Genomic DNA, 13,246 nt, shown 5'->3' with positions numbered 1-13,246 from the left:
AAGAAAGACATCTCCATAAGACCTCCGGGAAACGACAACGAGCGCGCTGCAACGCATGCAGCACGAGCACGGGTCAATCCAGGAGGGGGCTTAAATCAGCAGGCTACAGAAGCGCTGCAGGGGAGGCGGATCGGACACGCACACCGGAACATCCCGATACAACTGCGCGTGTACCGGTGGCAACAGAGCCTGCACCAGCGCGAAGGCGGCCAGCGCGGGCTGGTAAGGCACTTGAGGGGCCTTCGCATCGGCCGTGGCGATGTGATCGCGCTGGCAATGCTGGTCGCACAACGCCGGAGCATCGGGATCCGGCGTGGACATCTCTTCGCAACCGACCATCAGGGTCGCTTGTCCAGCTTCCACCGATTCCAGCGGACAGGCGTAAGCCACCAGCGCGAGTTGCTGCAGCAGCAGCGCCCACAGTCCCAGCCATGCCAGTCGGGCACGAGAACGGGGTCGCCGCCATCGCCTCAGCAGCCTCACCATGACAGCTCCCGCACGCCCGAAGCAGCGCCTGCGGACGCTGGGCAGATCAGGGCAGGGGACGTGCGAGCTCTCATGATGGCCAGTCTAGCCCTCTTGGGGCCGACTGTCATTGATCAGGATCAAGCCCTCGCGCGGACTCAGCGGTGGCATCCGCCGCAGCAGGAGGATGCGACGGCCGGGGCGGCCGGCGTACCAGCCTCAGAAGGGAGCACCGCAGCGATCACATAGCCTTGCCGCTGGATAGCCTCAACCGCCTGTTCTACGGCAAGCAGGCCCTCGATCTTGACCACGCCACTGCCCAGATCGACGTCCACCTGGGCGTGGGGGTCAAGGGCCTGAATGGCTTGGGTGACCGTTCGGACACAGTGACCACAGGTCATACCTTCAACAACGAGATTCATGGACAACCCTCCAAAAGCATCGGCGGTTTGCCGACGGCGTGACGATGAGCCTTCCCACGGTGGGAAGGTCAAACGACAGGCAAGTTGAGTGGTAATCCGTCCCGCGTTGTTGACCTTCCCATCATGGGAAGGCTCAGGCTACCTGCTCGTTCCTATTGGCCCTCACTCCATGGACATAACGCTCACTTATGCGAATTAAGTTATTGATTATATTACATTAATACAGGAATCGCAAGGTCTGTAGTTGCACCGTGCCCTGGCCGGCCACAAACGCGATAAGCTAAGCATTCCTTAGTGCTAGTCATTCTTGATGTCATGACGATGCCATCTGAGCGCACCCGCAATGTGCTGCAGGCGGGCGCGTTCCTCAGGCAGCTAGCGGCCAGCCAAGCCGTGCCTAAAGAGGTGCGGCAAGAGGCATATCGACTGCTGCGGCACTATCCAACCGTCAGCGACATCGAGGCGATTGCTGAGCACGAAGAGCGGCTGCGAGCGCTGACCCAGTCGGCCTTCGTACGACCCTACCTGAGCAGCGAGATCGAGGCGGATTGGTTCTCCGGGTACCCGCTTGGCCCTCATCGCATCTGACCATGAAGCAACCGAGCAGGCCGCGTGGAAGAGGGACTACGTCTGCGGAGACAGCGCTGGAGGCTTCCTTTGAACGGGCCCGCGACAGTGCGGCCGAGGAACGCGCATTCTCCAGCGACTGATGGATGCGATCGTGTACGTGCATGCGCCCATCTCGGACGACGCGCAGACACTGCGGCTGGTCCAGTTCCGCCATCCTGACGGTTTCGATGCGATCCCTTTCTTTACCTCGCTCGACAAGGCGCAGGCGGCCAGCTCGTCTGCTGTCAGAATTCTGGGAGTTTCAGGCCGTGAGCTGCTAACCGGTACTCGCGGCGCGACGTTGATGCTCAATCCCAACTACGGCGGCGTTGTCCTGTACCCGGAAGAGGTTGCGACATTGTTGGATACGGGCTTTCTGGCCAGGGTGGAACGTCTGGCGCCGGCGGAGTTCGCGGTGAGACCTGCCCAGGCCGCGCCGGCTTGGCTCGCTCCGGCCATCAGCGGCAGCCTTGAGCACGCCGACTTCGTCTCGTCGGCCTATCTCCTGGAAACTCACTCGTCAGGGGGCGTCGAACAGCCTCCCGGTCTGTTGATCTGGCTGGTGGTGGACCTGGCTTTCGCCGAGCGGGCGGCTCGTCTGGTGACCACCGCCATACAGCCCTTATGCTCAGATTTGGACGTCATCATCGACTTGGCGGTCCACGACGTATCGCTGCCTTTGCCGGCGGGCTTGGATGATCCCCAGATCCTGCCCATATTTTTTCACGAGAATCAAGCCAACTTGAGCACAGCTCATCGGCCTATGAGCCCTGAAGATAAGCTACTAGCACTCCTTCCGGGATTGACCGAGGAAGAGAAGGAACGGCGGACCCGCGAGGGTATGGCCGACGTCGACGCTGGACGTACGATCCCGCACGAGGAACTACTGCAATGGATCAGGCGACGGTCAGAGCCTTCTTGAAGGTTTCCGTTGGGTCAGGAGCGTGGAAACTCTTGAATCCAATATTCAAGAAGGGCACGCGTGCCTGAGCAGTACTCCAGGAATGCCTGTGTCACGCGGCTTCTGGTTCAATCAAGCCTAGGTCTGTAATCCACGAACTGCCTGACGTCGAGGGGTGTTTCCTCGTTGAATCATGGTGTTAGAGACGATTCGGCTGTTTTTCTCACGAATCCCTGCCGACCTTCCTAAAGGACGAACCTGTGCTTTCTATAGAGCGCACACACGCTGCGATCAAAGCCGCCGCGAAGCGATAGAAGCTCGCTAATGAAGATCACCATTGAGTGCGTGGGAAACGCATTGGGAGTGCTGCGTAGGAGCATCCAAGAGTGCGCTGTCCACGTACAACTCAACACCGGGGCGGTTTTTCCGTCGTTCCATCAAAGCTGGGGCGACTTGTCCGGGGTTCCGCGAAATGTGGGGCGCGTTTCCGCGGCGAATGGGGTGTATGTCTGCGGGAACGGGGGCATTTCCTCCGCGGCAATCAATCGCGATCAGCGACGCCCTGCAGGACTTGGTCGGTCGTCTGGCCGAACGGCTGCATGTCGACGCCGAAACGATGGTCGCGCAGGCACAGGAACGGTTCCAGGCCGAGCTGCACGAGCGCACCCAAGCCTTGGAACAGGCCCGGCAAGAGGCCGGGAACCTCAGTGTGCAGCTTCAGCGCACCGAGACAGCTCTGCAGACAGAACGCGAGGCGAGCGAAGCCGCCAGGGGCGAGGTGGCCAGCCGCACCACCGAGCTGGCAAAACTGCAGGAACGCATTGTGGGCCTCACTGCGCGGCTGGCAGAGCACGAAAGTCACGCGCGCTCCCTGGAGCAGAAGCACGAGCATGCCAGGGAAGCCCTTGAGCACTACCGCACCTCGGTTAAAGACCAACGCGAGCAGGAGCAACGCCGGCACGAGCACCAGGTGCAGGAATTGCAGGTCACTCTGCGCCAGGCCAACGAAGCATTGACCGCCAAGAACCACGACCTGGTGCAGCTCAACCGGGAGAACGGCCAGTGGCTGGAGCGTCACACTCGATTGGAAAAGGAGGTGGCGCAGCTGCGCCAGACCATCCAGACGCAACAGGGCGACCTCGATACGCTGCGCCTGACGGCGGTCGAACACCAGGCGCTGCAGGTGCGCTGGGGCCAAGACGCTCAGAGTTTGGACGCCGCTCGGCAGGACCTCGCACAAGCCAGAACCGAGCTGGCCCAGGAGCGCGAACGACGCGAGCAGGCCGAAGCGGAAACCCTGCGCGCCACAGTGCGCCTGAGCACTCTGGAGCCGCTGTTGGCCCAGCTGCAGCCGGCCAGAGCCGGCGGCAAAGGCACCAAGCGGATCTCATCGGAAGAGACGCCGGGGTCATAGCCTAGGAAGAGAACATCAGGCGCCACGATCGCAAGGAGCTTCACCATGAGCGTAGTCACCACCACACCCCCGGAAATCACCCGTGCGGTGCGGCGCTTAACCGATTCGGTCGTACGCGGCGCAGAACCGGTCTATCTCGATGTACGGCCGGAAGCCGACGCGATCGTGCGCGAGTGCTTTCCCAACGTGCAGGCCAAGGTCGCGCGCGACGGTGGTCAGATGCTGTGCGGGTGGCAGCTGTGGGAATGGCCGCACGTGCTGGTCGAGGCAGAATTCCATGCGGTGTGGGTCAGCCCTGAAGGGGAAATGATCGACATCACGCCAAAGCCCGAAGGCGAGAAGCGCATTCTCTTCGTGCCGGACCCGCGCAGACGCTACGAGGGCCTGGCCATCGACAACGTCCGCATGCCATTACGCGATGACCTGCTGATCAAGCACTTCATCCAGATGTCCGAAGCGATCGTCCGGGTGATGAACCGCGGCGAGCGATCATCCCAGTATGGCGAGGTCAGCGTGCCCGCCGATGAAATCCAGCCCCTGCTACAGGCGAGGGATTTCTTGGGCCAGTCACTCGGTGCGGGATTGCGCGAGCATGCACCGTGCCTGTGCGGCAGCGGCAGCAAGTACAAGCGCTGTCATGGGACGCAAGTAGAAGCATTCTTCCGTCGTTGACGGTGGTGCCCCTGGTCGGAATCGAACCAACGTGTACGCGCTTATCTGGCGCGTGCTCTCACCGGGGTATAAGGCCGGCGCTCTGACCATCATGAGCAACAGGGGCGTGATCGATCGATGCGATCACGCCGGTATTCGAAGGTCGAGCTGGCTCAGGCGGTTCATGGGGCAAGCATACCGGGGATGGACGCCATGCCGCTATCCCCGGGCGCGGCGGTAGGAGTGGGCCCACGCCGGAGCAGGGATGCGGTCGGTCGCCACCAGCCAAGCCATCCGCAAGGCCTGCGCGTCCACCAAGGCATGGTGGCGCCTGGCCCTATGTTCCGGATGGGCCGCGAACCAATCTTCCACCAGCAATCCCGGAAGACCTTCCTTCGACATGCGTGTCATGACCGGCGCCGGCCGGGGCCCGCACGCGGCAACCTGGTCATCGGGTAACTCAAACCCATCAAGGGCGTACCGCAGCAGCTGGAGATCGTTCGGGAAATCCGCCATCACTGCCGGCGCGTCGACCTCGCTGAGGAAGGCGCGCAGCTCGGTAGTCAAGACAGCATCAGCCAGGGCTGCGTCGCCGCGGTCTAGCAGCGGGTAGACGCTTTGACGAACGAAGTCGGTGGGAGCCTCGGGCAGGCTGGCTCGCTCAGCGTAGAAAAGGCGGTCTCCACCTTCGTTCACCAGCGCCAGACTCACCAGCTCGCTGCCCGTCACATCGGCCCACTCGGTGTCCAAGAAGTAGTACGTGGTGGTCATGGTTGAATGGTGCCACAGCTCCCTGGGGAGGGCCGCCCCTGGAAGTGCGGCCGAGGGTAGAATTCACCGATCCATCAATCGGTTATCGAAGATCTGGCCGTGTTCGTAACGATTCCCTGCCAACCCTCATAGCGGTCTTCGCGCTGGCCGCTGGCGCGCGGCAGCTGCGCGGCCAGGCCGCGCTGGATCAGCCGGTCCAGGTGATGGCGCACGTCCTCGGTGTCGTTGAAGCGTGCCAGCCGCTCGCTGCGTGCGTACAGCTCGCCCAGCGTCTGCGGGCCGCGCAACAGCAGCAGGCCGATCAGCGCGACTTGCTGGCGGGTCAGATCCAGCACGCTGCCCAGGCGGTGCTCGTAACGCTCGGCGCGCGAAGAGAACTGTTGGCGCACCAGGCCCAGGGTTTCCAGCTGCCGCAGTGCGTGATGCACCACGCCGGTCTGCAGATTCAGCACCGGCTCGCGCGCGGTCTTCTGGTTGGCGGCCACCTGCGCGGCATTGACGGTGAGCGGGTACGCATCCGGCGTGGTGGCCTCTTTTTCGATCAGGCAGCCGAGCACACGGGCTTGGGCGGTGTCGAGGACGGGCGGGGGCGAGGACTCTGTCATGGGTGACTCCTGGGGCAATCAGCGCACAAGGATATGCCGATCCGGGGCCGGCATTGTTCCGCTGGGCGCGGCTACGCGCGTGCCGCATCTGTATCGACTTCTGCGCCGAAGCCAGCCCAGGACAGCAACCGCAGCCTGCACATGTGCAGGCAGGCTGGTATCTACCCGCAGCATCGCCAGTGCCGAAACCCCGTCGCGGTCCAAGCCGCCGGCAAGCCTGCCGCGCCCAAGCCTGCATCCCTGTGCATCGACCAGTGCCAACCGCACCGCCACCAGCAACAGCAAGCGGCCTGGCGCGAACCCGTTAAAATCGCGGTCTTCATTACCGCTCCTGTTCTGGTGGATGCCATGCGCCCCTCGCTTTACGCACCGTTATCCCTGCTCGCCTGCACCGCGCTGGCCCTGAGCGCCTGCAAGCCTGGCGACACGCAGCCGGCCCAGCGCGCGCAGGATGCGGCCACCACTGCCAACGCCGATGCCAGCGCCGCGGTCACCAAGGCCGCAACCTCGGCGACCACCGCCCCGGCCGGCGACGACAACCTCAACGCAGTGTTGTGGATGCAGCGCTCGGAGGAATACCGCGCCGTGGCCGGGCAGACCTACCGCGCCGCTGCCGACAAGCTGGATGCCGCGCTCAAGCAACCCAACTGGGACGCGCTGGTGCCGGAAGAACGCGGCAATGCCGCCACCGGCCTGACGCCGGCGGTGGTGCTGGACGTGGACGAGACCGTGCTGGACAACTCGCCCTACCAGGCGCGCCTGCTGCACGATGGCAAGGAATACGACGAACTGAGCTGGGACCAGTGGGTGGCCGAGAAGAAGGCCAAGCCGATCCCCGGCGTGGTGGATTTCGCCAAGGCCGCCAACGCCCGCGGCATCACCCTGATCTACATCTCCAACCGCGCCGTGCACCTCAAGGACGCCACGCTGGCCAACCTGCGCAGCGCCGGCCTGCCGGTGGCCGACGACAGCGTGTTCCTCGGCCTGGGCACGGTGGTGCCCGGCTGCGAGCAGGCCGGTAGCGAGAAGAATTGTCGCCGCCAGCTGGCCGGGCAGAAGTACCGCGTGCTGATGCAGTTCGGCGACCAGCTGGGCGATTTCGTGCAGGTCACCGCCAACACCGGCCAGGCGCGTGGCGCGCTGCTGCAGCAGTATCACGACTGGTTCGGCGAACGCTGGTGGATGCTGCCCAACCCCAGCTACGGTGGCTGGGAGCCGGCGCAGTTCAACAACGACTATGCACAACCCTGGCAGACCCGCCACGACGCCAAGCGCGCCGCACTGGAGCTTGCACGATGAGCCGCCCCCCCTTACCGCTGGCCGCGCACGAGCGGCTGATCTTCGCGCTGGATGTGCCCAGCCATGCCGAGGCGATCGCCTGGGTGGACCGCCTTGGCGAGTCGGTGGCGTTCTACAAGATCGGCATGGAGCTGCTGGCCTCCGGCGAGTATTTCCATGTGCTCGATGCGCTGGCCAAGCGCGACAAGCGCGTGTTCGTGGACCTCAAATTCTTCGACATCCCCGCCACCGTGGCCGGCACCATCCGCCGCCTGGCGCAGTGGCCGGTGAGCTATTGCACCGTGCATGGCTGGCATGCGGGCATGCTGCACGCCGCCGCCGAAGCCAATCACGGCGACATGCGGCTGCTGGCAGTGACCGTGCTGACTTCGATGGGCCGCCCGGACCTGGCGGCGATGGGCATCGACCGCGAACCGGTGGACGTGGTGGTGGAGCGCGCGCTGGCCGCACAGGCCGCCGGTATCGACGGCGTCATCGCCTCCGGCCAGGAAGCCGGGCCGATTCGCCGTGCCACTGGCGCTGCGTTTTCGATCGTCTGCCCCGGCATCCGCCCCGGCGGCCCGGTCGGCGACGACCAACAGCGCACGGTGGGCGTGGCGCAGGCCTTCACCGATGGCGCCGATGCGATTGTCGTCGGCCGCCCGATTCGCTTGGCGGCTGATCCGGCAGCGGCGGCAGCAGCAATCCAAGCCGAGATCCGGGCGGCTCTCACCCAGCATCACAGCTGATCGAGCGCACCGTACGCCAGTGCCTACTGCATGAACAAAATCAATGAGTTAGTTGAGTAGAATTAAAGTGTTGCTTTAACGTTAAAGTCTGGTTAGCATGCCGCGTCCGATGTCAGTCGGAAGCTGTGCCACTCATTGTCCACCGGGCTTGTCCCGGTTTTCGAAGGGATCGGGCCTTGTGCCCGATCCTTTTTTTTGGCCGGCGTTCGCGCGCCGCCAATGGTCACTTCCTGGATGGGGGTGCGGGGAAGCTGCACGCAGCGGGCACCGCGCGGCTGCCAAGCCGGCGCACGCAGCGCCGACTACCAACGCCTCTCATCAGATGTTCCAGGACCAGTGGCGAGGGAAGGTGGAACATCATCGGCAGTCCACCGAGCACACGCGGCTCGGTACGCCGGTGCCGCCTCGGAGACCCGTGGTCGACCACCGCCCCGTTACGGCACTGCCGGCGCCTTGCAATAGCGGTCGATGAACTGCTGGTGCGTCGGCATCACATCCACGCAATGGCTGATGGTCTGCGCCACGCTGGCCAGGAAACCTTCGGCGTCGCGGTCGGGCACCTGATCCACCAGCGGGTGATAGCCCTGCGGCAGGATGCCCTGGCCCACCAGTACCTGCACCCAGCTGATCTCGGCGAACATTTCTTCGGCATTGCGATAGAACCGCCCGCTGTCGCGGAACAGGTCCAGCGCGGTCTGTAGCTCCGGGGTGATCGGCATGCTGCGGCAATGCCGCCAGAACGCGCTGTCGTCGCGTTCGGTGGCGTGGTAGTGCAGCAGCAGAAAATCGCGGATGCGGTCGAACTCGAATGCCAGCCGGTCGTTGTAGAGTTGCACCAGCACCGGGCTGATGCCCTCGCGCGGAAACAGCTCCAGCAATTTGGAAATGCCGGACTGGATCAGATGAATGCTGGTCGATTCCAACGGTTCCAGAAAACCGCTGGCCAGGCCCAGCGCGACGACGTTGCGGTTCCAGACCTGCTTGCGCCGCCCGGTGGTGAAGCGCAGCGGGCGCGGGTCGGCCAGCGGCTTGCCATCCAGATTGGCCAGCAAGGTGGCGGCGGCTTCGTCGTCGCTGATGTGCGCGCTGCAATACACATACCCGTTGCCGGTGCGGTGCTGCAGCGGAATGCGCCATTGCCAGCCGGCCGCGCGCGCAGTGGAGCGCGTGTACGGCGTGGGCGGCCCCACGTTTTCGCAGGGCACCGCAAACGCGCGGTCGCACGGCAGCCAGTGGGTGAAGTCGTGGTAGCCGGTGTGCAGGGCAGCTTCGATCAGCAGGCCACGGAAGCCGGAGCAATCGATGAACAAGTCGCCATGCACCAGCTGCCCGGACGCCAGCTGCAGCGATTGCACATGGCCGGTTTCCGGATGCAGCTGCACCTGCTCGACCAGCCCTTCGATGCGGGTGACGCCGTGCTGTTCGGAATACTTGCGCAGAAAGCGCGCGTACTGCGTGGCGTCGAAGTGATAGGCGTAGGCAATGTTGGCCAGCGGCGAGGTGGCCGGCACATCGCCAGCCGATGTCATGAACTTACCGCGCGCGGCCGCCACGGTATTGAGCGTGTACGCACCCAGCGGCTGCGCTTTGCCGCGTGCGTGTTGCTTGATCCAGTACTGGTGGAACGGCAATAGCCCGAGCGGATGCCCGATCTGGGTGCCGAAGCCGTGGATGTACGAGGTACCGGGGCGTTGCCAATCGACGAACGCGATACCGAGTTTGAAACTGCCCTGGGTCTGCCGCACGAACTCGGCTTCGTCGATGCCGAGCAGGTTATTGAAGGCCTTGATGTGGGGCACGGTGGCCTCGCCGACACCGACGGTGCCGAGCTGTTCGGATTCGATCAACTGCACGTTGAAGCTAGGGCCCAGCACGCGTGCGAAGGCCGCGGCGGCCATCCAGCCGGCGGTGCCGCCGCCGACAATGACGATGTTGCGAAGTGGAGCGGGAATCATGCCTGTGCATTCCTGAGCAAAGACAGCGGACGGACACACGAACGGGGCCAGCTGGCCCCGTTCGAAACACCACACGTCCATGCCGGCACGTGTGGCGGTGGAGGCCAATCAGAACTTGGCGCCGAGTTCCAGCACCACGCTGCGCGGCACATAGGTGATCTCGCCGCTGGTATTGATCGCAATGTCCGGATCGAACTGACCGTTGCTGCCGAAGCCGTTATAGGCGTACGCACTGTAGTTCTTGAAGTTGAAGGCGTTGAGCAGGTTCATGCGCGCCGACATCTTGAAATCGCCAACCACGGTGAATTCCTTGGTGGCCTGGAAGTCCACCGTGCGGTAGCCCCAGATATCGCCACCGACCAGAAACTTGCCGCTGCCCGGAGGCGTGACGCCCACTTGCTGGCAGGTCGCACCATCGGGATCGGTGAAGCCGAAGCAGGCGATCGTGTTGATCGGCTCAGGCGTTGCCAGCACCAACTTGGCGCCCAGTGTCACACCCCACGGGATATCGATCGAGCCGGAGGCCACGAAGCGATGCGCGGCCACCGCGTCAGACTTCACAAACGGATAGTCGCCAATCGTGGCTTTGTCGAAGCCATACGGTTCATCGATGTTGCGGTTCTGGCGCGCGCTGGTGTGGGTGTAGGACAAGGTCAGGCCCCAACCGGATTCTTTGGTGTACGGCTTGTCGGCCGAAAGCAGGACCTGGCTGTTGCGCTGCTCCAGTCCATTGGTGCCCAGGATGGTGTTCTGGTAGCCCGGCACCGGCTCGCCCCATGGCACGTTGCCATTCTGGAAATACGAACCGTCCGGATAGCGGTTGATCAAGCCCATCGCAAAGCCGTCGTAGCTCAGGATGCGCTGAAAGGTGACATCGGTCAGCCACTCGCCCACCTGGTTGGTGATACCGATGCTGTACTGGTCGCTGTAGGGCGTCTTGAGCTTGTTGTTGAACATGAACAGCTCGGCGCTGCCGCTGACGTCGGGAATGGTGTTGAGCTGATCGATACCGTTGAGATAGCGCGGGTCGAACGCAATGCAGGGACGGTCGGCGCGATAGCACTGTTGGGTCGCGGGATTTTCGAAATACACGGCAACCGGCGACAACGCTGCCTTGCTGGTTTCCAGTGCCAACTGCTCGAACAGGTTGCGGTCGTACGAGCGCGCCGCACCACCGTGCAGCACGGCACTTTCATCGCCGAAGAAATCATAGGAGAAGCCGAAGCGCGGCGCCCAGGCGTCCTTGAAGTTCTTGCGGTTGTTGCCGGTGCTGATGTAATCGGCCACGTTGATGCCGCTGGGCAGCAGACGGTTGGCCCACGGCTGGCCCGGATTTTCCGCATCGTTTGCGTACAGCGCGTCCACGAACGGCTGCGAGGTGACGAAGTTGGTATAGGCCGGTGTGTCTTCGTAGTCGTAGCGCACGCCGATGTTGATCATCAGCTTGTCGGTGGCGGCCCAATCGTCCTGCAGGTAGATGCCGTACTGCTTGGATGGCGACACCACCGTCGCGCGCTGGCCGGGCGTGGTGTAGGGCGCCACGAAGTCGACGCGATACGGCGTGGACTCCACGCTGCCACCGTTGACCCGATAGCTGAATTGCGGATTCACCGCCGCCGCATCCTGCGAGGTCAGCTCGATGTCCTTGTAGTTCACACCCATCTTGATGGTGTGTTCGCCATGCCACTGGAAGCTGGTGAAGGTCAGATCGTTCTGGATGAACCAGCCCTTCTGACTCTTGCGCTGCGCATTGAGACCGCCCGCCGAACCGGTGGTCAGGAAGGTCCGCTCATCGATATCGGTGGAACCGGAGCGCGGCTGGAAGTACGTGTAGACGATGCCGTTGCCGAGCGTACGCGGGGTCGGGTTGTTCTCCGAGTTCTCGGTGCCGACGATGACCTCGTTGAACCAGCTGTCGGCGCTGTGCTGCCAACGCAGGTTGGTGCGCTTGTCCTTGTTGATCTTGTCGGTTGCTTGCGCAAGCGTATTGGTGCCGCCGACATTCGCGGTCTGGGTTTCGTCGCGATAAATCGTGCTCAGCTCGATGCGATCGCGATCGGTGGGCTCGAAATCGATCTTGCCGAAGAACAGGTCTTCCTCGAACGGCATGTTGGCCGGGCCGTACTGGCTGGCCAGGTTGGACGGCAGCTGGTTGACGAAGGCGGCTGCCTCGGCGCTCGGCTGCACGCTCTTGGGCGCAACGTTCTCCTTGCCTTCGTAGGCGACGAAGAAATGCATGCGGTCCTGGATGATCGGCCCGCCCAATGCAAACCCGTATTCCTTGGTCTGCGAATCGATCTTGCCGTTTTCTTCTTCGTCGGGCCGCTTGTCGCGCAGATCCTGATCGGTGTAGCGATAGAACACTTCGCCGTGCAGTTCATTGGTACCGGACTTGGTGGCTGCAGTGATCGCCGCGCCGCTGATCTGGCCGTATTCGGCCTTGTAGTTGGAGGTGATGACCTTGTACTCGCCGATGGCGAGCTGCGGGAACGGATTGCCTTGCGTATCGCTTTGGCCGGCAACGCCGCCGCTGCGCACGTAGCTCTTCTGGCCGACGCCATCGATATATAGATTGCCGGCGCTGGCGTTGGATGCACCGCCGCGCAGCTTGGTGTTGCCGTTGCCATCCACCTGAAACACCATGCCCGGCACGGTGTCGGCAAACTCCAGGAAGTTACGCGTGGCTTGCGGCAACTGCTGAATCTGCCGTGCGGAAATGGTGTTGCCCACCTCAGAGGTCTTGACGTCGCGAATCATCGGCGCGCTGACCGTCACCGTCTGCAGCGTGGTCGCATCGCCTGCCGGTGCTGCCGCTGGCTCATTGCCCAGATCCACCGTGGCGCTGGAGGCCACCGACAAGGTCACCGTGCGGCTGATGCCGTCGGATTCGACCTTGTAGGTGCCCGGCTGCAACCCGACGATGGTGTAGTTGCCGTTCGCATTGACCGGCGCACGACGCACCGAGCCGGTGGCGATGTTGGTGACGACGACTTCGCTGCCGCTCTGCGCGGAAGCGACCTGGCCGCGCAACGTGGCGTTGCTGGATTGGGCCATGGCCGGGGTGGTGGCGAACAACGAGGCGGCCAGGGCGCAGCACAACAGGCTGCGCGCCGGCAGGATGGAGACGGTACGGTGGGTCTTCATGACTTTCCCCCTCCCAGGGGTAAAGCGCGAACCAGTGGAGTGACTGGCGCGTCGAGGTTGGTACTTTGATGTGAGTGATACGGGACAACGGGCAACAGCACTAAACAACAGGACTGCAAACAAACAAGACTGCCAATGGATCCACCACGCGCCTGGCGCCCAGCGCCTGCACTGCGGGCTGCTGCACGGCGTGCGCAGCGGTGCACCGTCAGCGACGGACCAGTAACCGTTACCAGTCCAGAACGAAGCGGTGACCTTGCGCGGAAATAAAAACGGAACTTC

At 63.4% G+C, this 13,246-nt stretch carries 10 protein-coding genes, 1 tRNA gene and 2 pseudogenes; 6 read left to right on the top strand and 7 right to left on the bottom strand.

Annotation, left to right across the window (positions count from 1 at the left end):
- Nucleotides 1–90: 90 nt before the first annotated feature.
- Together A7D16_RS12810 and A7D16_RS21650 are read right to left on the bottom strand one after the other, a co-directional pair.
- Nucleotides 91–486 carry a hypothetical protein gene (locus tag A7D16_RS12810; protein ID WP_005413404.1) on the bottom strand — a complete coding sequence of 132 codons (396 nt, stop codon included), beginning with the start codon at nucleotides 484–486 and terminating at the stop codon, nucleotides 91–93.
- Between the two features lie 137 nt (nucleotides 487–623).
- Nucleotides 624–866, bottom strand: coding sequence for a heavy-metal-associated domain-containing protein (locus A7D16_RS21650; protein ID WP_224482004.1), 243 nt, complete (start codon nucleotides 864–866; stop codon nucleotides 624–626).
- Between the two features lie 336 nt (nucleotides 867–1,202).
- Here A7D16_RS21650 and A7D16_RS12800 point away from each other — a divergent pair, with 336 nt between their 5' ends.
- The 4 genes and pseudogenes from A7D16_RS12800 (at nucleotide 1,203) to A7D16_RS12785 (ending at nucleotide 4,483) form a co-directional block, all read left to right on the top strand.
- Nucleotides 1,203–1,475: a BPSL0761 family protein gene (locus A7D16_RS12800; protein ID WP_019184714.1), complete on the top strand. Its 273-nt coding sequence runs from the start codon at nucleotides 1,203–1,205 to the stop codon at nucleotides 1,473–1,475.
- A 106-nt stretch (nucleotides 1,476–1,581) separates the two neighbouring features.
- The gene (locus tag A7D16_RS12795; protein WP_267884316.1) at nucleotides 1,582–2,418 is read left to right on the top strand and encodes an SseB family protein; all 837 of its coding nucleotides are present in this window, start codon (nucleotides 1,582–1,584) and stop codon (nucleotides 2,416–2,418) included.
- Nucleotides 2,419–2,929: 511 nt separating this feature from the next.
- Nucleotides 2,930–3,811 (top strand): annotated as a pseudogene (locus A7D16_RS12790) (DNA-binding protein); the annotation flags it as partial.
- A gap of 45 nt (nucleotides 3,812–3,856) precedes the next feature.
- Complete coding sequence (locus A7D16_RS12785; protein WP_052757257.1) at nucleotides 3,857–4,483, top strand: SEC-C domain-containing protein; 627 nt, start codon at nucleotides 3,857–3,859, stop codon at nucleotides 4,481–4,483.
- Nucleotides 4,484–4,486: 3 nt separating this feature from the next.
- On the opposite strand, the gene A7D16_RS12780 is transcribed toward A7D16_RS12785, so the two are convergent.
- The 3 genes and pseudogenes from A7D16_RS12780 to A7D16_RS12770 all read right to left on the bottom strand — a co-directional run.
- A tRNA-Ile gene (locus A7D16_RS12780) sits at nucleotides 4,487–4,589 on the bottom strand.
- A gap of 92 nt (nucleotides 4,590–4,681) precedes the next feature.
- Nucleotides 4,682–5,233 (bottom strand): 3'-5' exoribonuclease, encoded by a 552-nt coding sequence (locus A7D16_RS12775; protein ID WP_046932391.1) that lies wholly within the window; start codon nucleotides 5,231–5,233, stop codon nucleotides 4,682–4,684.
- A gap of 128 nt (nucleotides 5,234–5,361) precedes the next feature.
- Nucleotides 5,362–5,838 (bottom strand): annotated as a pseudogene (locus A7D16_RS12770) (YceH family protein); the annotation flags it as partial.
- 339 nt (nucleotides 5,839–6,177) lie between these two features.
- On the opposite strand from A7D16_RS12770, the gene A7D16_RS12765 reads away from it, so the two are divergent.
- Complete coding sequence (locus A7D16_RS12765) at nucleotides 6,178–7,137, top strand: 5'-nucleotidase, lipoprotein e(P4) family (protein ID WP_064633271.1); 960 nt, start codon at nucleotides 6,178–6,180, stop codon at nucleotides 7,135–7,137.
- Nucleotides 7,134–7,865, top strand: coding sequence for an orotidine-5'-phosphate decarboxylase (gene pyrF / locus A7D16_RS12760; protein ID WP_064633261.1), 732 nt, complete (start codon nucleotides 7,134–7,136; stop codon nucleotides 7,863–7,865). The genes A7D16_RS12765 and pyrF overlap by 4 nt, the downstream gene beginning before the upstream one ends.
- A 434-nt stretch (nucleotides 7,866–8,299) precedes the next feature.
- Here the strand turns inward: pyrF and A7D16_RS12755 are convergent, their stop codons facing one another.
- Complete coding sequence (locus A7D16_RS12755) at nucleotides 8,300–9,901, bottom strand: tryptophan halogenase family protein (RefSeq protein ID WP_064633269.1); 1,602 nt, start codon at nucleotides 9,899–9,901, stop codon at nucleotides 8,300–8,302.
- Nucleotides 9,902–9,928: 27 nt separating this feature from the next.
- On the bottom strand, nucleotides 9,929–12,964 hold the full coding sequence (locus A7D16_RS12750) for a TonB-dependent receptor (protein WP_064633259.1): 3,036 nt from the start codon (nucleotides 12,962–12,964) through the stop codon (nucleotides 9,929–9,931).
- Between the last annotated feature and the right edge of the window lie 282 nt (nucleotides 12,965–13,246).

The sequence above is a fragment of the Xanthomonas nasturtii genome (genome assembly GCF_001660815.1).
Taxonomy (GTDB): Bacteria; Pseudomonadota; Gammaproteobacteria; order Xanthomonadales; family Xanthomonadaceae; genus Xanthomonas; species Xanthomonas nasturtii.
This window is presented reverse-complemented; position numbering and strand designations above follow the sequence as displayed.